Genomic DNA, 19,693 nt, shown 5'->3' with positions numbered 1-19,693 from the left:
AAGGTGTGCCATCTCTCTTTTTATCAAAGAATTTTTAGGAGCATTAATTGAGAGGAGAATTAATATGAAACTAGGTGTGTTTACGGTATTATTTGCAGAAAAGTCCTTCGAGGAAATGCTAGATACTGTTAAAGGTGCAGGATTACATGCAGTTGAGATTGGAACCGGTGGCTATCCTGGCAACAACCATTGTGATTTAGACGGTTTATTGGAAAGTGAGGAAGCTCGCAAGCAATATCTCCAAAAGGTTGAGGAACGTAATTTGGTTATTAGTGCATTTAGCTGCCATGGAAATCCGATTTCTCCAGACAAGGAGTTTGCAAGAAATTCGCACGAAACATTATTAAAAACGATTAAACTTGCGTCACTGCTGAATGTCCCGGTTGTGAATTGTTTTTCAGGAACAGCTGGTGATCAGGAGGATGCAAAATATCCAAACTGGCCTGTGACCGCATGGCCAAATGAATATGGTGACGTGTTGAAATGGCAATGGGAAGAAAAATTGATTCCCTATTGGAAAGAAGTTGGCCAATATGCCAAGGATCATCATGTGAAAATTGGCTTGGAACTTCATGGTGGTTTTTTAGTGCATACACCGTATACATTGTTGAAGTTGCGTGAGGAAACCTGTGACGCGATTGGCGCTAATCTTGATCCGAGCCACTTATGGTGGCAAGGGATTGATCCAGTGGCTGCGATAAAGATTTTGGCAAAAGAAAATGCCATACACCATTTTCATGCAAAAGACACATACATTGATCAGGAAAATGTAAATATGTATGGATTAACAGATATGCAGCCATATGGGGAAATAAGAACCCGGGCGTGGAACTTCCGTTCAGTTGGGTGCGGACATAGCTTAAAAGAATGGTCCGACATGATGAGTGCATTAAGAACCTATGGATACGATTATGTGGTTAGCATCGAACATGAGGATCCAATCATGTCCATTGACGAAGGATTTCAAAGGGCCGTAACCAATTTGAAATCGGTACTAATTAATGAGCCAGTTTCCCAAATGTGGTGGGTGTAAAGCTGATTATGTGGTGCCTGTCACCAGGCGTGGACAAATCAGCCATTTGTCCGCCTGAGGTGGACAGTGGGAATAACCGTCAAGGATAAAAAAATAAACCTCACCGAAATGAGGTTTATTTTTTATGATTTCTCTACGCTTACCCGCCCTGAGAAGAAGGTGGCCCCTCCGCCCATGTCGGCAATTCGATCAGGAGTTAGTGAGTTTACTAGTTGCATTGTGCCTTTGTCATCAGCCCAGAGACCCTGTGTCACGACAACTCCCGGAAGGACGCTTTCGCCAACCTGCACTTTGAGCTTGCATTCTCCGCGTCCATTCCAAACGCGAACCATTTCCCCATCTATAATCCCTGAACGTTTAGCATCATGATGATTCATGTGCAAGCGCGGTTCTTCTTTTTCAAGCATGATGTGCTCTTGATTGTTTGAAAAAGTAGAGTTTAAAAAATTATGATTTGGCCCAGGTATGAACTGGTAAGGATGCTCTCCGTCTACAGGCAATGGGATATAAGTTGGCAATGGCGGATGGCCATCACTCGCCATTTGCTCTGAATATAACTCAATTTTTCCACTTGGTGTCGTAAGCTTTCCAGGAAACAATGGCTTCACCGCGGCTTTTAAAAAATGATTCTCTGCTAAACTCTCATAATTAATTCCTTGCAAATAAGGGTTACTTGGGTTGTCGAGCGCTTGGGCAATCATTTCTGCTTCAGTGTCTTCGAAGACAGATTCAGTGAAACCCATTCCCTTCGCCAACAGACGGAAGACATCGACATTTGATTTAGACTCTCCATACGGTTCAATAACGGGCTGTTGGAGCTGAACGTAATGATGCCAATAGGAGGTATATATATCAGTGTTTTCAAACGACGATGTTGCTGGTAAAACAATATCTGCGTATTTAGCGGTTTCTGTTAAAAATAAATCATGGACGACGGTGAATAAATCCTCGCGCTCCAGCCCTTTTCTGACCTTATTCCCTTCTGGTGCAACAACGGCGGGGTTCGTGCCGTATACGAATAATGACCTTATAGGAGGGGCAGCGGACAGTAAGGATTCACCGATCAGGTTCATATTTATCGAGCGCATTTTTTTATTTTGCAAAAGGTCCGGACGCTGCAGACTCATTGTATTCGTTGCTAAATAGCCAGAATTGCCTTTAATGGCGCCGCCACCTTTGACTAGCCATTGTCCCGTTAGGGCAGGGAGACAAGAAACTGTTCGGATGAACATCCCGCCATTGTCATGATGCTGCGGCCCGTTACCGATGCGGATAAACGCAGGGGAGGTCTGACCGTACATCCGAGCGAGCTTATAAATGTCTTCGACCGATACCCCTGTGATTCCAGAAACGGTGAGCGGATCGTACTGGACAACATGCTCGCGTAGCTCCTCGTGCCCAACCGTGTATTGTTGCATAAAGTCGTTATCAACCATGTTTTCAGCAAATAAAACGTGCATTAACCCTAACGCAAGGGCACTATCAGTCCCTGGTAAAATAGGAATAAACCAATCTGCTAATCTACCTGTTTGATTTTTGTGGACATCGATGACGACAATCTTGGCGCCGTTATGTTTGCGTGCCTTTTGGGCCAGTATCATTTGATGCATATTAGTGCTTACTGCATTAATCCCCCAAAAGATAATCAGTTTGGACTCAATCGTATCTTCAGGGTCGATTCCAAAACTGCCACCCATTGTATATTTATAGCCAACGGAGCTAGCAGAGTTACAAATTGTGCGATCGAGACGTGAAGCACCGAGGCGATGAAAGAACCGACGATCCATTCCCTCTGCGCTGAGCAATCCCATATTTCCATAAAAGCTATAAGGAAGGATACTGTCAGGTCCATCCATGTGAATAAGTTCTTTCCAGCGGGAAGTAATCGTTTTAATGGCTTCCTCCCAGGTGATTCGTTCGAACAGACCAGCACCTTTTGCACCCGTCCGTTTCATCGGGTACTGCAACCGACTTTCATCATAAATTCGCTCCGTCATATTCCTTACCTTATTACAAATATTCCCCTTCGTCACCGGATGCGAGGGATCCCCTTCAACCTTTGTAATTTTCCCCATAATCTTATTGAAAAGTAAGCCGCACTGATCCGGACAATCAAGCGGACATACGCCAGAAAAATAACCAAAATGTTTCATACTAAAAGTCTCCTTTCTTTGCGGTGCCTGTCACCGTCGGTGTACATTTGTCTTTCTAGGGTGGACAGTGGTGATAGGCACCTTTTTAACTATTTTAATATTATTATCAGAAGCTGTCAGTTTATTGGTTCATTATGTGGGATTAGCGCGGTGTTTTTTTCGCTTATTTAGGTGAAATTTCCTAAAAAGGAATAACAAGGCAATTATTAATTCTCCCTGCTATGTTGATTCTATTTCTTGGAAACGTTTATTCGCGTGCATGTGAGTATACCTGTGATCGAATGGCTGCAGCATATTTTAATAATCGGGTAAATGCAACAAATGGCCTTGATATTTTGGCTGTTGGAAAACGCCTTTTTGTTGATATGGATCTCGTAGAATACATACAAACGGCTAAAAAAGAAACTGGTTTCTTTGCTAGAAGTCTATAAAGTGACAAAGGCTGGATAGTAGTATATTTCTTAAGAGGGTAAAACATGTGCCTGTTACCAAGATTTGTGGTGACAGGCACTATTTTTTATGTATTTTGTAAATTATTGTAACCTTATGAATATTGTGAATAACGCACGAATCTGTTACGATTTAACTGTACGTTATAAGGAACGGAGTGGTGGAATGAGCAAGGGTAGGAAGTTTAAAAGTTTATTGTTAGTGGGCACGTTAGTATTCTCTTTACCGATTTCAGCTTGGGCAAAAGCGCCTGAAAAAAAGGTTATTGATTACGTGGCATTAGGGGATTCTTTAGCAGCTGGGGCTACACCTTTTAAAGGTAAGGACTTGGGATATCCAGATTATTTAACTCAGCGTTTTGAGCAATCGCAGTACACTGTTGACTTTGACAATTTTGCGGTAAACGGTTATCAATCTAGGCATGTGTTAAATGATATTCTAGTTAAAGATCATGTAAGAGGCGGTATTGAGGAGGCCGAATTTATTACCCTCGATATTGGTGGGAACGATATTCTCCCTGTAGTTTTAACCGGTGGAAATGTACCAGCGGCAATTGCCTCTGCAGTAGGTAATATCCATATCATTCTAAAAACCATTGATGCATTAAACCCAAATGCGAAAGTATATGTAATGGGTTATTTCAATGTCCTTCCATATCTGCGTCATGAACAGCAACAGGCCCTATTACAAGTTTTAGACGCATTTAATAGCGGGATTGAAAAAGCAGCTATTGCAAATGGCGATACCTTTGTCCCTACAGCCAAAATCATTGCAAAAAACTATCAAACTTACTTACCAAACCCAAATGATATTCACCTAAGTTTAGAAGGCTACCAAATTGTCGCGAAGGAATTTTGGAAATATATTGATAAAAGCAAAAGCAAGTAACTTTGAGAGTGCCCGACAATCAACTTGTATTAAAAAGAGTGAAAGACTGCCACTTATGACGGTCTTTCACTTTTTTTAGGGATCACTTTTTATTCAGTTGTAAAATATCTAGCACCATCGGTTTGTACTCCCAGTTAGCATATAAGAGTCTTTGATCGTCAAAGTGCGGTGAAAATGGATTGCCGCTTTGCCCTGGAGGGAGAATGTTAACACTCCTCGTGTTGCTTTTTGAAAACTCAACAATTTGATTATACGTTCCGCGGTTCATGGAAAGGATTGGCTTAACACCAACGGCGCCTAGTTGTTGGAAGTTGATTTTTGAAGTAATTGTCAACCACTCTGTCATTGCTTTGTCCTTGTTACTTGCTGACAGACTTTGTACAGAGGTCTCCAGGCTATCAAGGGCTATTTTGTTTAGGTCTAAATTGCCGAGGAAGCTATACTTGGATTGCAGTTCACCCTCATCCGCACTTAGGACATGATAAAGCAAGTCATTTGAGTTCCCACCGATTCCCTGCAATTCCTTGAATACGCTCGTCTTTACCCGTTCAAACCAACTTCTGAAAATCGTTAAGCCAGGGTCATCGTAAAATCCATTTTCATCATTATCCCACTGGTACATGTCCCAGTTAGCAACAAGCTCACCTGCAGCCTTGACATCATCTGGAAGCTCCTGCCCACTGTTTAGTTTCGATAATAAAATCTCTTTTAAGAAGTAGGCATCTAATTCAATGTGCCCGGCCTTTTTGTTGACTTCCTCCATGTCCGTCCAAGATATTTTATTAATAGAGTCAAGTTGATCCAAAATAAAGCCTGCACGATGGGTTGGTCCAAACAATGTTTCGGTATACTCCCAGTCAGAACTCGGTTTATTATTCCAGTTGGCAACCACCCCTTGAGCAGGATTAATCGCATGTGTCAGGGTTTCAAGCGGTGCAATCCCTTGCCAATCCTGGGAACCATCACCGAGCATCGGCAGACGGTTGTCCGTTCCATCAGCTCTAATCGCATTTCTACCTGTAATCCAGTAGCCAATATTGCCCTGTTTGTCTGAGTACAAGAAATTATGTGACGTTGGTATTTTTTCTGCTGCTTTTTCGAACTGTTTGATATTGCTTGCTCGATTGAAATCGTAGAAGCCAATCATCGCTTCGATTTCTTTTCCCCAGTGAGAACGTTTCTGGGTATAGGCTGTTTGATTTTCTATTGAAATAACGGGTCCGTGGACACTTCGATATACTTTGTATTCTAAAGGACTTTGGCCAGCCCTTTTTATAGTTTCTATCCTGACTTCAAAATCAACCCATTTGCCTTTATACTTGTATTGCATAGGATTGCTTGGATTAAGCTCTAAGGCAAATGTATCAATCTGGTCTCCATATCCAGTAGTAGTTGTCCAGGCAAAGTCATTGCCACGGCCAATTAAAGGAATAGGTCCTGCCCCTGCGAAGGCCATTCCGACCGTGTTATAGCCCGCTCCATGAATCCCAACTTCATGGGCAATCTGAGGGGCAGAATAACCCATTTGCGGACCTCCAAGCAAAAGAGTTCCTCCAGAGGCACTACGTGATGGACTGACAACCCAGGCATTGCTTCCACCTTTATGTGGGAAGCCGTAAGCTTTTTCAATATCGAGTTTCATTTGCTGTTCCTTTTCAAGTTGATTTGCGACCGCTTCACTATTCGGGAATTTTGCTGAATCTAGTTTACTAGCTCTCTTAACGGATTTATCCGTATATGAATAAAGAGAGGCTGGGGCAGTCGGGTCATTTTTCCAAAAGACGGTTTCGAATACCTCTAAGCCTTCCGCTTGCCCAAACTTCTGTTGGAGTTTACCTAATCGAGTGGCCAGAGTAAGCTCACTACCACCACTTTCTCCAAATCTCCTGACCATTAACTGCTGAACCTTAAGTGAATCTACTAACGTCCATTTTGCTGGCTTCTGACCTTGGAACTCAGGCGGTAAAGCTGCACCAGGTGTGGTTTCTATGTAGTGGTTAATTCCGTCAATATATCCCTGCAACCCCCTTTTTACATATGCAGGGAGTGCTTCAAACTGCGCTAGTGCTTCTGCATCTGTGTATCCGTCACGGCGAATCACCTGATCCTGTCCAATATTAGCTGTGGAACCACCAAAAACCTCAGCCATTCTACCGCTGGCAACGATTCTTGATAGCTCTGCTTGCCATAGCCGATCCTCAGCCGTAGCAAACCCCGCCCCGAAAAATAGCGCTACATCTGTTTCTGAATAAATGTGAGGGACGCCAAAAGAGTCTCGAACAATTTTAATTTCCTGTCCTTGATGTTGTAATACTTTAGTAGATTCAATCTGTATTTCTAAGGATGGAGGTAGTGGTGGTGGTGCCTTGGGCTTAGCCTGTCCGGTTACAGGCACGGCTAGCAAACTAGCAGCGATGAAAGTAGTAGATAAAACGGATAAAAGGCGCTTCTTTTTCAATAGAATTCCCCCCTGAAATATAAATACATGTTCACTATAACGCATGAATGACGTGAAAAATGTAATATCTTGATAGGGGTTTTATTTTGAATAGATGAACTTTCGACACTTCTATTTTTCTTGTCAGAAAAACTCAGAGTTTGATGCTGCTTTGACGGATTTCCTTAAAAGTGAAGTGAATTTATTCAGTTTTTATGCTTTTAGGTAACAGTTCGTGTTAAACCTTTTCTCGCTTCACTAAATTTGATATCATGAGATTGGTTGTTTTTATGCATTATAAGAATATCACCGAAAATGGTAGGCATTGTACTACCACCTGGAGGTTATTATGGAAAATCAATTGAAGGTAATGACAGTATTTGGTACAAGACCTGAAGCGATTAAAATGGCTCCACTTGTAAAAGAATTAGAAAAAAATAGCGATAAAATTAAATCGATTGTAACTGTAACTGCACAACATAGGGAAATGCTTGATCAAGTCTTGAACATTTTTGAAATTGTTCCTGATTATGACCTAAATATCATGAAAGACAGACAGTCGTTGATTGATGTGACTACTCGTTGTTTAGAGGGATTAAATAAAGTATTCCAAGAGGTTAAGCCAGATATTGTATTGGTTCATGGCGATACTTCGACTACTTTCGTGGCCAGTTTGGCAGCCTTTTACAATTCGATTCCGATAGGACATGTTGAGGCAGGACTAAGGACGAGGAATAAGTATTCACCGTATCCGGAAGAAATGAATCGTCAGCTTACGGGAGTACTAGCCGATCTTCATTTTGCACCAACAGATCTTTCGAAGGAAAACCTGTTATCAGAAAATAAACAAGAAGATACTATTTTTGTCACTGGGAATACTGCGATTGATGCGCTGAAGACAACGGTAAAACCAAATTATTCTCATCCGGTGATAGATAATCTTGGTGATGACCGGTTAATTCTGATGACTGCGCATCGTCGGGAGAATACAGGTAAACCAATGGAAAATATGTTCAATGCCATTAGTAGGCTCATTGAGAAACACGAGGATGTTCAGGTGGTATATCCTGTACATATGAACCCAGTGGTCCGTGAAATTGCTAATAAAATTTTAGGGAATAATGAACGCATCCATTTAATCGAACCACTTGATGTCATTGATTTTCATAACTTTGCATCTAAGGCATATTTAATCCTCACTGATTCTGGTGGTGTTCAAGAAGAGGCACCATCCTTAGGCGTTCCAGTATTAGTGCTAAGAGATACAACTGAGCGTCCGGAAGGAGTGGCTGCAGGTACATTGAAGTTAGCCGGAACAGAGGAAGAAGTTATTTTTACCCTAGCGGATGAATTACTATCAGATCAAGTGGCGCATGACAAAATGGCCAAAGCTTCCAACCCATATGGTGACGGACAGGCATCCCGAAGAATCGTCGATGCAATTCTTTATCAAATGGGAGATCGAAAGGATAGACCCAAGGATTTAGGTAGAGAAGAATAAGTTTCAAATAGAAAAAACCACCCTTACATATAAAAGGGTGGTTTTTTATCTTTAAGTATTGTCTGTAGTTAGGATTTCTATATTTAGTGCGTTTGTTTGGGCAGGGTAAGATTCTCTGATTTTTCCGTCTGTCCAAACAGCTACGGTTTGCCCGATTTGGAAAGTGCTGATGTCGCCCTCCTCATGCAAACTTATCCATACAAGCCCTATTTGTTTATCCTCCACTAAGATTTGCCTTCCTTCGGTGTTTACTTCAGTGATGGTTCCAGTTATGTCATATTCCCCTTTTATACTTGCATCCTTTTGATTACATCCTACCAAGGAGAAACATAGAATTAAGACGAGGATTAGAATCCTTTTCATGTCAAAGACTCCTTTTGCTTTAAAATAATTTAGGGAATCTATTCTCCACCGAGCTGTTGAATTTGATCAATAATGCTTGTGATTTCTTGTGCAGACTGGAATAGTTCGGTGTTTTCAAGAATTGTAGCGTCGAGTAAGCCATCTTTGATATTATTTAAATACGTTTCAATTCCATCTGCGATGATGTTGTTTTTCTCAACGATTTGCTGGTGTAAATCAGCGACTACCTCAGGTGCTTGCAGGTCATTAAATCCTTCGAGCTTTTGCTGCATTTCTTGGAGTATGCTTTCGAGATCCTCCGCAGCCTGCACATCGCTTATTGCCTGTTGAGCAAGGGCAGGGGCTTGATTCGCAAAATCAGTCGCTACCGCTAAATAATCTGTTGCATCATTTACATATGTCAGTGTATCTTTGGCATCATTAAGAAAAGAACAGCCACCAAGAAATAAAACCACGCTTGCAGAAAAAATAACCAACCATTTCTTCATATTAGTGCCTCCAATCAAATTTGAGAGAAATTAATAAAACGCCTCCCTATAGCTATAGTATCATATGGGACTTACAATTATTACAGTTGCAATTATGGTGCCCAATAATGGTGCCTGTCACCACACGTGTACATTTGTCCACCTGAGGTGGACACTTCTTTATCTTAATCTCAAAGAACAAAACCACTGCCGATATCAGCAGTGGTTTTTCCCTCTAATGGTTTGTGGTTTATGTTTAATCTTAAATCCTTGTGTGCTTTTATTGCGTAAAGTTAGTTGTTTTTGCTTTTCTCTATATTTTAACATCTTTCTCTAATTGTTATATTCTTCTCTACCTCTTTTATAGTACCTTATTATCCTCTTCAATTTCTTTGAAAAGTTCCCAAAGTTTCATATCAAACTTTTTAGCGATTAAATATAGTGTAGTTAATCCTAGGTCTTGATGCTTTTCTACTTCTATTTCTCTAATGAAGTTGCTATCCTCATCGCAATGTAAGGCAACTTCCTCTAGTGATAACCCTCTTTCTAGTCTTAATCTGCGTATTACTTTGCCAATTTTAACCTTTTCTTTAGATTGCATACTAATTCTCCTCCTTATTAAAATAATTATAAACTGAGCTGTAGGAAAATAGTAAATAATAATCTCAATTTGCGATCCTAGAAGGATTTGAGCAAAAGGTTCTTTTTTGGTGACACTTTTTTGGTGACAGGCACCATTGAAACACATTTGTCCTCCTGGGGTGGACAGTGGTGTTCTATGTTAGTTTTTAAGGTTCTTTATAGAGAAAAATGACTTGTGTGATTCACAGGTCATTTTCAGGGATGTTTAGTTTGAAAAGTAGTTTACTAGTCCATTATACAGGCCTTGCATAAGTTTATTTTGGTAGCTATCGTTGACGAGGTTCGCTCTGTCATTATTATTCGAGATGAAACCCAATTCGACCAATACTGCAGGGGTATTGTTATCTCTTAATACAATAAAATTTGCATCCTTTACTTTCCGATCAACAGCACCAGTAATTTTTATTAACTCGCTTTGGATATAGGTTGCAAGTAGTTTGCTTTCAGTAGGGAATACCCCTTTTTCTGAATTATAATAAGTTTCAATTCCTGAGGGACTGGAGGCTGTAGATGAATTAACATGAATACTAATAAATGCATCCGGTGTCACCGAATTGGAGTATGCTACTCTGCCATCTAATGAAACAAATTCATCCTTACTCCGTGTCATATATATCGTGGCACCGCTTTTTCTCAGAAGATCAGCCAATTTCAGCCCAACCTGTAGGTTGATGTTCTTTTCGAGATATCCGCCAGAGCCAGCACCGCCATCATATCCTCCATGTCCTGGATCCAGGACAATGATCTTACCTTCCAAGACCCGTGAGATTGGAATCCAAACTCCGTTTGCCTCTAAAAAGTATTCTTTGCCGATCACAGTGATCCAGCCTGTCTTCATTGTTCCATTTGCATCTAAATAGTACCAGTTCCCGTTATCCAGCAACCATCCGGTTTGCATAATTCCCGATTGATTTAAGTAATACCATTTACTGTTGACATATGCCCATCCAGTTTGCATAATTCCATTCGGATTTAAATAGTACCACTTATTATCCTGTAAAAACCAACCTGTTAGCATTTCGCTTTGATCGGTAAGATAATACCAGTTACCTTGATCATAAACCCAGTTCGTTTTCATCGAATAATCAGAACCAAAATAATATCGAATATTATTCAGCTCCTTCCAGCCAAGTTGAAGCTGTCCAGAAGCATCCGCATAATACCTTTTCGTATTTAAGGTAAACCATCCTTCATTAAAAAGGGACCCATTATTGTCGAAATAGTATGTACGACCATCGATAGTTGCCATTCCTGTTGTTAGTGCACCGTTAGTGGCAAAATAGTATGTTTTCCCCTGATTAGTCATCCAACCAATTTGCATCATACCATTTTGATTCATAAAGTAGACTTTATTTTCCACGGTGATCCAGCCAGTTTGAATAATGCCGTCTAAATTGGTATAATACCAAATTCCATTATACTTGTGCCATCCAGTGACAAGAACTCCATCTGTATTAAATAAATACTGTGTACCTAGAATATCGGTTATACCCTCGGCTGCTGCACCATTACTTGTAAAATAGTATTTCCCCAGCCATATATTAGATTGCATGACTCCTAAACTATTAAAATTATATATTTCTGTCCCAACCGATACTGTCCCAGTACTTCTCTCACCGCTATTTTTTAAAAAATACCAGTCTGTTCCTATTTTTAGCCAACCTGTTTTCATAGCCCCATTGGATTGAAGGTAATAAAATTTGCCTTGTTCGTTAAGCCAACCAGTTTTCATAGCACCACTGGAATCTGTAAAGTACCACTTGTTTTGGTCATAGATCCAACCAGTTTTCATAGCTCCGCTGGAATCTGTAAAGTACCACTTGTTTTGGTCATAGACCCAACCTGTTTTCATAGCTCCGCTGGAATCTGTAAAGTACCACTTGTTTTGGTCATAGACCCAACCGGTTTTCATAGCTCCATTTGAATCCATAAAGTACCACTGATTCCCCGTGTAAACCCATCCTTTTACCATTGAGTTATCTTTGTAAAAGTACCAGTTGCCTTTATCAGATTTCCATCCAGAGGTGCTGGCATATGAATGAGTGGCCCCTAGCCCTAAACCAATTATTAGAAATGTGAAAATTGATAAAAATAAAATTTTGCTTTTCATTGCTAGTCCCTTTCTCTACCCCTTGTTTTGCAGCTATTAATATTATCTTCTTGCCACTCTATCGCCCTTTCTTCCGTTTATTTACTCTAGCATACCCACTGAATAGTAGTCTCACTCTCTACCTTCCAATTACCAATTTATATTATAAATGAGAGAAAGATAAATTTCTATGCCCTAATGGTACCTAATGATGCCCCTTTAATGGTGCCTGTCACCGCTCGTGTACATTTGTCTTTCTGGGGTGGACACTATTTGAGGTGTTTCAGGTGTAATTTTCCACAAAGTCTATTTTATTGCAAACCTAGAAGGATTTTGGCAGAAGGTGTCGAATGGTATAGTTGTAACTCTCCTACTTTTTCCAATTGTTTTTAAACTCCCCAATTCGTTAATCAATCAAATTCAAACCCATTCCAACTGAATAGGAGTGACCTCTATGGGTCGAAAACATCGTGCTTGGTTTCCAGGTGCAAAATACCACATTACGAGTAGAGGCAACAATCGTTCTCCACTTTTTTATGATGATGAGGACCGAATCCAGTACCTTCGTTTTTTAAAAGAAACGATGAACCGCTACCCCTTTTCTCTTCAATCTTTCTGCTTAATGAGCAACCACACACACCTGCAGCTTGAAACCTCAGAAACATCACCATCCAAAATCATGAGCAACTTAAACACCAAATTCGCCAAATACTTCAATAAAAAATACAACCAAACAGGGCATGTGTTTGAAAAACGCTATGGTGATGAATTGCTTGATTCCCTTGATTATGAATTTGATGTCAGCAAGTACATCCACCTTAATCCTTTGAAAGCAGGGCTCGTTGATAGGCTAGAAGACTATCCTTGGAGCAGTTACCATGCCTATGTTAATGGTGAAGTCCACGAATTCATTGATACAAAACACTTGTTATCTTACTTTCCTGATCCCCCATCTACAAAATATGAGGCATACGTAAAATCCTCGCATGTAGACCTATTTTTATCCAACAAAGGAAAGGTTATTATTTTGCCAAGAAAAAGGGAGGAAAATCCATGTGTGCTAAAGTAACAAGTATCGGTTTAAAGGGAATGGAAGGATACAGGGTAAATGTTGAGGTGAGAGCTTTTGTAGGGGCAGATTCATTCAGGATTGTCGGACTGCCCGATGCAGCGGTTAAGGAATCAAAGGAACGGATTATTGCCGCACTACAATCACTGGGATACCCCCTATCAGGTGAAAAAATAATCATTAATCTTTCTCCTGCAGAGCAAAAGAAAAGTGGCCCGATGTTTGATTTTTCAATGGCAATTAGTGTGTTACAGAGTTTGAATGAACTGGATGATAACATACCAGAAGATGCTGGATTTATTGGTGCTTTATCGTTGGATGGAACGATTATGCCAGTTGAAGGCATGTTGCCTGCAGTACTTGCGGCTAAAAAGGTGGGAATACATAAACTCTACATGCCCTACGACAAAAGGCTTCCCCGCTTGGAATTACCAGAGCTAGAGATTCTTTATGTATCCAGCATGTAGGAAGTAATTAATCATTTGTCAGGAAAAGGAACCCTTCCTATTATAAAAAAAAGCGATGACTTTCAATCCAGGATTGATAGCTTCATTGATTTTCAACAAGTTATCGGACATCAAACGACTAAAAGGGCGTTGGAAATTGCTGCTGCCGGGGAGCACCATGTCCTCATGTCTGGACCTCCTGGCTGCGGGAAAAGTATGCTAGCCGAGAGCTTTCCATCGATTTTACCGCCTTTAACAAAGGAAGCACAACTAGAAGTGATGAGTTTATATCAATTAAGCGGCAACGAATTTCCTCGTGGAACAATGCCTCCTTATCGGAATCCGCATCATTCGGCTTCTAGTATTGCTATGATTGGCGGGGGTTCTTATCCAAAACCGGGGGAAATTTCTTTAGCCCATCACGGTGTGCTATTCCTTGATGAAATCGCAGAATTCCCCAAAAAGACACTTGAAATGCTAAGACAGCCGTTTGAAAATGGAAAAATCACCATAAGCCGTACCCAAGCAAGGATTACCTATCCATCATCCTTTATTTTAATTGCGGCAATGAATCCCTGTCCTTGTGGCCATACTGGCTCAGACTATCATTATTGTATGTGCACTAAGCAGCAAATTCTCTCCTATCAAAATAAAATCTCTGGCCCACTTCGAGAACGCTTTGATATCCAACTTGCGTTAAAGCCGGTTAACTTGATCAGTTCCAATGGAAAGGGATGGGAGGCATCTAAAGTCATTCGTCAAAGAGTGGAAGAGGCAAGATCTCGGCAATATGACCGCTACGGGAGTGAGGTATGTAATAGTAGAGTTCCATACGAAACCCTACTCAAAACAAACCCGCTAACGGCTGAGCAGCAAATAAACCTTCAGCAGCTGGCGATAAAGGAAAACTGGAGCAACAGAACCCAAATAAAAATCATCCGCCTTGCCCGAACCATCGCTGACCTCCAAGCAAACACCTCAATCAGCGACAAAAACATCTGGCACGCCAGCAAACTCAATCAGTTGAAACAACAATCGGGTGACCAATCGGGTGACCAATCGGGTGACAGGCACCGCTCGTGGACAAATTAGCTGATTTGTCTACCTGGGGAGGACACTGATCTGAAAAAAGTCACTGCCATTGAAACCAGCAGTGACTTTTTTGTGTGTAGATTTATTGTGCTTTAACCGATTGTTCATTGTTCTTTCGTTCGTAGCTGACGATTCTTTTTAAAAGGCTGGTCATTTTTTCTAAGTCAGCGGTTGCGTAGTTGTCGATACAGGAAATTTGTATCCAGTTTCTTTGCTGCAGGTATTCACTTTCGTAATGAAGCTGATACCCTTGGAAGTAAAGTAATTCACCAATCATCGCGGAGGATATGCTCCGCGGAAGCTCGATGGTATGGATGATTGGCGAGCCGTTGTCTTCACTTATTATCTTAAAATTATAGTTTAACAATTGTTTCTTTAAGAACTGGTGTGTTTCCTCAATTTCTTTGTATCTCTCAACTGATAAATTCTCCACTGCCACGAGGAGCGACTCCAAGAGGTTGGAGGATTGTGAAAAAGGAACACTGTGTTTGGCCATGTACATTCCTAAATCAAGATACTTTGGAAGTTTCATTGACGGCTGGACCTCATGGTGATGAAAAACAAAGGACATTCCAGTTAGAGCCCGTACTGCTTTACCGCTGACCCCAGTGGCTAGAAATACACCTGATAAGTCAACCTCTACAGCACCAATAGAGCTGATACAATCCAGGCAAAGCTTCAATTGATGTTCACTGGCAATTTCTTTTAGCAATGAAAGATCGTTTAGCATCCCGGAAGATGTTTCACTATGAACGGCCCAGATCCAAGTGGTTTCCTCAGAAATACCTGAAGCAATATCAGCTTTTGTGAAAGCTTGGCCCCATTCCTTTTCAACTGCATCAAAACGCAGTCCAAGCCTACTTGCCTGGTCTATTAAGCGGCTGCCAAACTCCCCATTTGCGAGGATAAGTCCGCGCCCCGATTCAAGCGAAAGCTGAGCAGCTACCACGTCATTTGCCAGCGTTCCCGATCCTAGCAAAATATGAACATATTTACTGCTGACTAATTTTGAGAGCAGCGCTCGTGCCTTGTCGAGTTTTTCGATAAAAGCCTGGGAGCGGTGCGAGATAGGGGTTCTGCTTAAAGCCTCCATGACTGCCCCGGAAACCTGTACAGGTCCAGGGAGAAAAGGAATGGTCGGCGCAAGAAGTCTGCCAGCAATTGATTTTTCAAACGTGCTTTTTGTTAAAAATAACGGTTGAAAAAGAGCATCACCCGCCCCAGTTAGTTCCGCAAATGGTTGGAAGCCCATCTGACCATAGAGCTTTAATTGGCGAGTGGTTCCTGAGATGACGGCAATATCATAGCCTTTTTTCAAGCAGTACATGATTAAAAATTGTGCCATCCCAAGGAAGACGCGCCCATTGCGATAATCCTTTTTGACCGCCATCAACCTGACTTCGCAAGGATATTTTACGGAAACTGGAAGTGAGTCTTCGACCGCACCAATTTTTCGATCTAGCGAAAACGGGCGATTTTCACGAACCGCAATCATTCCGACAAGCTCGTCATTTTTGATACAAATGATATATGTATTTTCAGCATGGAATTGATCCACTAATCTTTGTTCCGCATTCCTTTGATGCTGAGGAATTTCCTCTGAAAAGGTTTGATAGTTTAAGCGATGAATTTGTTCGAACTCCGTGTCAGAGGTTGCAATTTTAAAAAAATATTCGTGCTTATCCATTAGGGTTTCAGCCTTTCCTTGATATTATCTGCATGCGCTATATAAAGCATGATGATGATGCCGATTTCAATAATAGAACTAATCCAATCATTGCTTTTAAAAAATAGAACCGCGGGAATAAAGAGAAATGCTCCTAATCCTGCAAAAGTAAAGCTTTTTAAAAAGGGGTAGAGGACACTAAATCCGAGGATAATCACGGGAATAACCAACGGATTGAAGGCAATGATTCCACCGATAAAGGTTGAAATCCCTTTCCCACCCCTAAATTTTAGTGTGACTGGCTTTACATGACCAAGGATGGCCAAGGCTAGTCCAATTAGCTGAATGGCTTCAGAAAATTGAAAGTAGCGCGCTGCTAGAATCACAAGTGCCCCTTTTAAGGCATCTCCGAGAAAAATTAATATGAATGCGGCTTTACCGTAAAGGCGGCCAGCATTTCGAGCTCCGACGTTTCCGCTCCCTTGAAGGCGAATATCCTTGCGATAAAGGATTTTCGTGATAAGAAAGCCGAACATAATATTTCCAATTAGATAGGAAATAATAAAATATATCAAAATCACATTTAACACAACCTTTTAAGGGAATAGGATCGTTAAAATCCCCAAAGTTGGATTTACACTTAATTACCATTATAATATGATTCTACAAATATTCACATATTTTTGTGATTTAACCCTACCTGGTGGGGTATAATTGTTTGGTGAATGTGGGGAGGTGAGTAAATGAATAAGCATAGATTTATTATTTTCATCGTCGTTATGATGGCTTTTACTGCTCTTTTAACGGGTTGCTCAGGCTCCAATGCACTATTGGATGAAAATGGGGAAGAGGTTGTGTTAGAGAACGCGGAACAGCCTTCATTAATTTTCATGTTTACAGGTGTGGGTTGAGACTACTGTAAATCGCAGCTGGTCGAGCTGCAAAAGAATAAAGAATTATTGGCTACCTTCCCTGGGAAAGTTTATGGTCTAAGTACATCCACTGTTAAAGAACATAAAAAGCTGAAGGAAGAACTTGGATTGGATTTTCCTTTGCTGTCTGATGAAAAACTTGATTTCATCCAAAAAGCTAAAATGAAAAACCCAAATGAACATAAATCGCTAAGAGGCTTTGCCATCGTTGATAAAGCAGGCAACGTCATCCACGCAGAAGAAGTAAACCCCTTTGGCGAAGAAATCGAAGGCATCATCACCTTCGCAACTGAAAAATTACAGTAGGTGACACTGTTGCGGTGACATGTTGCGGTGACAGGCACCGCCCGTGGACACTGTCCACTCCAGGTGGACAGTTAACTAAATGAAAACATCCTCACGCTTGAGGATGTTTTTTAGTCACCACCGCCACCGTCACCGCCACCGTCACCGCCACCGTCACCCGTGTCGCTGTCTGAGCTGTAGGATGAGCCATGATCGTATTCATGGTCGTAACCATAACTTTTATGGCTGCTCTGTTGACGATTAGGGAAAATTAGAAAGGCAATAATTATCGCCAAGAATCCAAAAAAGACTTGACTGGTAAAAATCAGATAAACTCCAAATATGAGAAAAAGAGCACCAACAAACCTCAAGATTCCTCTCAGAAGCCTCTCCTCCTAAAAATAACATTTATTAATTGATATTAATCTCACCGCCGTTTTATACGTTAAAATTATGGTCAACTATTGGTCAGAGAAAATACTTGAGAAACTAACTAAACTACTTGATAAATTACCTGCTAGTAAGAAATTTTAAAATAATATAAAACATGCTTGATTTTACCTAGAACGCAGTGATATTATCAAACTATAAAAGAAATCTAAACGTTTACATTTACATAAACAACCCAAAATCTAAATATATTAGACTTTATTTTAACAAAATGTAAACGTTTAGATTTTAGGAGATACTCGACTATGGACTATAAACCTACTATTGAGGATGTAGCAAGGCTTGCAAATGTTTCAATCGCAACTGTATCAAGGGTAATTAACAATCAAGGCGGCGTTAGAAAGGCAACAGAGGACCGGATTGTAAGCGCTATCGGTGAGCTTGGTTATATCCGCAGTGCTGTAGCACGAAGTATGAAGCGAAAAGAAACAAACACGATTGGCATTATTGTGCCCGATATAACAAATCCATTTTTTCCGCATGTAGTTGCTGGCATAGAGCAGAAAGCTCGGGAAAAGGGCTATTATACGATTCTCAGCAGCACGAATGAATCGCAAAAGGTTGAAGAAGAAATTGTGAAAATCTTCATTGAACGCGGAGTAGATGGCGTGATTATTACAACAGCAAATGAAACCGGAGACCATATTAAACTTTTGCAGGATCAGGGTATTCCAATTGTTGCCGTTGACCGGGCAATTAAGAATTTTGAAGTGGACACAGTTTTAGTGGACAACGTAAATGGCTCTTATCAGGCTGTGCGACATTTAATATTACAGGGGCATGATAGAATTGCCATTATTTGTGGGCCACAGAACACTACACCAGGACATGAACGTTATTTAGGTTATAAGAAGGCGCTGGAGGAATACAATATTCCGCTTGACCCAAACTTAGTTTTTCAAGGGGATTTTAGAGAAACGAGTGGTTACAAAGGTGCATTGAACTTATTTTATTCGGAAAATAGACCTACTGCTATTTTTTCATCAAACAACCAGATGACGATTGGCTGCGTGAAGGCATTAAATGAGTTGGATTGGAAGTTAGGTGAAGAAGTCTCCTTCATCGGTTTTGATGATGTCGAAATTGCCACCTTTATTAAACCAAAATTGTCAGTGGTCTCACGGCCGATGACGACTATTGGCGAAATCGCCTTTCAGTTAGTGCACGAACGCATTCACAATAAAGGAAATCTTCCTAAAAGGGAGTTATTATTAACACCAGAGTTAATTATTCGCGAATCCAGTCAACCCAATCACATAAAAATCTAAACGTTTACATTAAAAAGTAGGAGGAAGCAATAATGAAAAAGGGCGGAATTTTAAATCCAAAAATTAATCAGTTAATCTCTGAAACAGGTCATACCGACTACATCGTTGTGACGGATGCAGGTTTGCCAATTCCAGAGAATGTGACACATCGAATTGATTTAGCTTTAAAGGAAGGTATTCCTGGGTTCCTTGAAACTCTTGATACTGTTTTAACTGAGCTCGAAGTAGAAAAAGTTATTTTAGCAGAAGAAGTGAAAACCATTAGTCCTGAGATGCATGATCAAATTGTCAGCAGATTCCCAAATCTGCCGATTGAATACATTCCACATGTGGAATTCAAGCAACAAACAAAACAAGCAAGAGGCTTAATTCGTACTGGTGAGTTTACCGGTTATGCCAATGTTATTTTAGTTGCAGGAGTCGTTTACTAATAGTTGACCTCATACAAAAGGGGATGAGCAA

At 40.7% G+C, this 19,693-nt stretch carries 19 protein-coding genes and 1 pseudogene; 11 read left to right on the top strand and 9 right to left on the bottom strand.

The window, feature by feature from the left end; translation table 11 throughout:
* The first annotated feature begins 64 nt into the window (after window positions 1–64).
* Window positions 65–1,033, top strand: a complete 969-nt coding sequence (locus NSS81_RS08585) for a sugar phosphate isomerase/epimerase (protein WP_342433083.1) — start codon at window positions 65–67, stop codon at window positions 1,031–1,033.
* A 122-nt stretch (window positions 1,034–1,155) separates the two neighbouring features.
* Here the strand turns inward: NSS81_RS08585 and NSS81_RS08580 are convergent, their stop codons facing one another.
* The gene (locus NSS81_RS08580) at window positions 1,156–3,186 is read right to left on the bottom strand and encodes a molybdopterin oxidoreductase family protein (protein WP_342433082.1); all 2,031 of its coding nucleotides are present in this window, start codon (window positions 3,184–3,186) and stop codon (window positions 1,156–1,158) included.
* A gap of 221 nt (window positions 3,187–3,407) precedes the next feature.
* Between NSS81_RS08580 and NSS81_RS08575 the strand changes: the two genes are divergently transcribed.
* Together NSS81_RS08575 and NSS81_RS08570 are read left to right on the top strand one after the other, a co-directional pair.
* Window positions 3,408–3,617, top strand: a complete 210-nt coding sequence (locus NSS81_RS08575) for a hypothetical protein (RefSeq protein WP_342433081.1) — start codon at window positions 3,408–3,410, stop codon at window positions 3,615–3,617.
* Window positions 3,618–3,732: 115 nt separating this feature from the next.
* Window positions 3,733–4,524: an SGNH/GDSL hydrolase family protein gene (locus NSS81_RS08570; protein ID WP_342433080.1), complete on the top strand. Its 792-nt coding sequence runs from the start codon at window positions 3,733–3,735 to the stop codon at window positions 4,522–4,524.
* Between the two features lie 82 nt (window positions 4,525–4,606).
* Here NSS81_RS08570 and NSS81_RS08565 read toward each other — a convergent pair whose 3' ends face one another.
* On the bottom strand, window positions 4,607–6,982 hold the full coding sequence (locus NSS81_RS08565) for a penicillin acylase family protein (protein ID WP_342433079.1): 2,376 nt from the start codon (window positions 6,980–6,982) through the stop codon (window positions 4,607–4,609).
* A 328-nt stretch (window positions 6,983–7,310) separates the two neighbouring features.
* Here NSS81_RS08565 and wecB point away from each other — a divergent pair, with 328 nt between their 5' ends.
* The gene (gene wecB, locus NSS81_RS08560) at window positions 7,311–8,462 is read left to right on the top strand and encodes a UDP-N-acetylglucosamine 2-epimerase (non-hydrolyzing) (protein WP_342433078.1); all 1,152 of its coding nucleotides are present in this window, start codon (window positions 7,311–7,313) and stop codon (window positions 8,460–8,462) included.
* A gap of 51 nt (window positions 8,463–8,513) precedes the next feature.
* On the opposite strand, the gene NSS81_RS08555 is transcribed toward wecB, so the two are convergent.
* From NSS81_RS08555 to NSS81_RS08540, 4 genes are all read right to left on the bottom strand, one after another.
* The gene (locus NSS81_RS08555) at window positions 8,514–8,825 is read right to left on the bottom strand and encodes a DUF3221 domain-containing protein (protein ID WP_342433077.1); all 312 of its coding nucleotides are present in this window, start codon (window positions 8,823–8,825) and stop codon (window positions 8,514–8,516) included.
* Window positions 8,826–8,863: 38 nt separating this feature from the next.
* Window positions 8,864–9,313 (bottom strand): DUF6376 family protein, encoded by a 450-nt coding sequence (locus NSS81_RS08550; RefSeq protein WP_342433076.1) that lies wholly within the window; start codon window positions 9,311–9,313, stop codon window positions 8,864–8,866.
* A 340-nt stretch (window positions 9,314–9,653) separates the two neighbouring features.
* Window positions 9,654–9,893, bottom strand: a complete 240-nt coding sequence (locus tag NSS81_RS08545) for a helix-turn-helix transcriptional regulator (RefSeq protein ID WP_342433075.1) — start codon at window positions 9,891–9,893, stop codon at window positions 9,654–9,656.
* A gap of 246 nt (window positions 9,894–10,139) precedes the next feature.
* Complete coding sequence (locus tag NSS81_RS08540; RefSeq protein ID WP_342433074.1) at window positions 10,140–12,044, bottom strand: N-acetylmuramoyl-L-alanine amidase; 1,905 nt, start codon at window positions 12,042–12,044, stop codon at window positions 10,140–10,142.
* Window positions 12,045–12,477: 433 nt separating this feature from the next.
* Between NSS81_RS08540 and NSS81_RS08535 the strand changes: the two genes are divergently transcribed.
* From NSS81_RS08535 to NSS81_RS08525, 3 genes are read left to right on the top strand one after another with little or no spacing between them, the layout of a single operon-like run.
* Entirely contained in the window at window positions 12,478–13,092 is a 615-nt protein-coding gene (locus tag NSS81_RS08535; protein WP_342433073.1) for a transposase, read from the top strand.
* Window positions 13,077–13,559 (top strand): magnesium chelatase domain-containing protein, encoded by a 483-nt coding sequence (locus tag NSS81_RS08530; RefSeq protein WP_342433072.1) that lies wholly within the window; start codon window positions 13,077–13,079, stop codon window positions 13,557–13,559. The genes NSS81_RS08535 and NSS81_RS08530 overlap by 16 nt, the downstream gene beginning before the upstream one ends.
* Window positions 13,560–13,574: 15 nt before the next feature.
* The gene (locus tag NSS81_RS08525) at window positions 13,575–14,630 is read left to right on the top strand and encodes an ATP-binding protein (RefSeq protein ID WP_342433071.1); all 1,056 of its coding nucleotides are present in this window, start codon (window positions 13,575–13,577) and stop codon (window positions 14,628–14,630) included.
* 82 nt (window positions 14,631–14,712) lie between these two features.
* Here the strand turns inward: NSS81_RS08525 and NSS81_RS08520 are convergent, their stop codons facing one another.
* Together NSS81_RS08520 and NSS81_RS08515 are read right to left on the bottom strand one after the other, a co-directional pair.
* A complete protein-coding gene (locus tag NSS81_RS08520) occupies window positions 14,713–16,317 on the bottom strand; it encodes an aminotransferase class V-fold PLP-dependent enzyme (RefSeq protein WP_342433070.1) in 1,605 nt (534 codons plus the stop codon).
* Window positions 16,317–16,877, bottom strand: a complete 561-nt coding sequence (locus NSS81_RS08515) for a glycerol-3-phosphate acyltransferase (RefSeq protein ID WP_342433069.1) — start codon at window positions 16,875–16,877, stop codon at window positions 16,317–16,319. The genes NSS81_RS08520 and NSS81_RS08515 overlap by 1 nt, the downstream gene beginning before the upstream one ends.
* Window positions 16,878–17,039: 162 nt before the next feature.
* Between NSS81_RS08515 and NSS81_RS08510 the strand changes: the two genes are divergently transcribed.
* Together NSS81_RS08510 and NSS81_RS08505 are read left to right on the top strand one after the other, a co-directional pair.
* Window positions 17,040–17,207, top strand: a complete 168-nt coding sequence (locus tag NSS81_RS08510) for a hypothetical protein (RefSeq protein ID WP_342433068.1) — start codon at window positions 17,040–17,042, stop codon at window positions 17,205–17,207.
* Window positions 17,208–17,222: 15 nt separating this feature from the next.
* Window positions 17,223–17,534: pseudogene (locus NSS81_RS08505) on the top strand (redoxin domain-containing protein); the annotation flags it as partial.
* Window positions 17,535–17,644: 110 nt separating this feature from the next.
* Here NSS81_RS08505 and NSS81_RS08500 read toward each other — a convergent pair.
* Window positions 17,645–17,884 (bottom strand): hypothetical protein, encoded by a 240-nt coding sequence (locus NSS81_RS08500; RefSeq protein WP_342433067.1) that lies wholly within the window; start codon window positions 17,882–17,884, stop codon window positions 17,645–17,647.
* 324 nt (window positions 17,885–18,208) lie between these two features.
* On the opposite strand from NSS81_RS08500, the gene NSS81_RS08495 reads away from it, so the two are divergent.
* Window positions 18,209–19,231 (top strand): LacI family DNA-binding transcriptional regulator, encoded by a 1,023-nt coding sequence (locus NSS81_RS08495; protein ID WP_342433066.1) that lies wholly within the window; start codon window positions 18,209–18,211, stop codon window positions 19,229–19,231.
* 32 nt (window positions 19,232–19,263) lie between these two features.
* Window positions 19,264–19,662 carry a D-ribose pyranase gene (gene rbsD / locus NSS81_RS08490; RefSeq protein ID WP_342433065.1) on the top strand — a complete coding sequence of 133 codons (399 nt, stop codon included), beginning with the start codon at window positions 19,264–19,266 and terminating at the stop codon, window positions 19,660–19,662.
* The last annotated feature ends 31 nt before the right edge of the window (window positions 19,663–19,693 follow it).

Origin of the sequence: Neobacillus sp. FSL H8-0543 (assembly GCF_038592905.1) — a bacterium.
In the GTDB taxonomy this organism is placed as follows: domain Bacteria; phylum Bacillota; class Bacilli; order Bacillales; family Cytobacillaceae; genus Neobacillus.
Note: the sequence above shows the minus strand (reverse complement) of the source record. Positions and strands in the feature narration are given on the sequence as shown.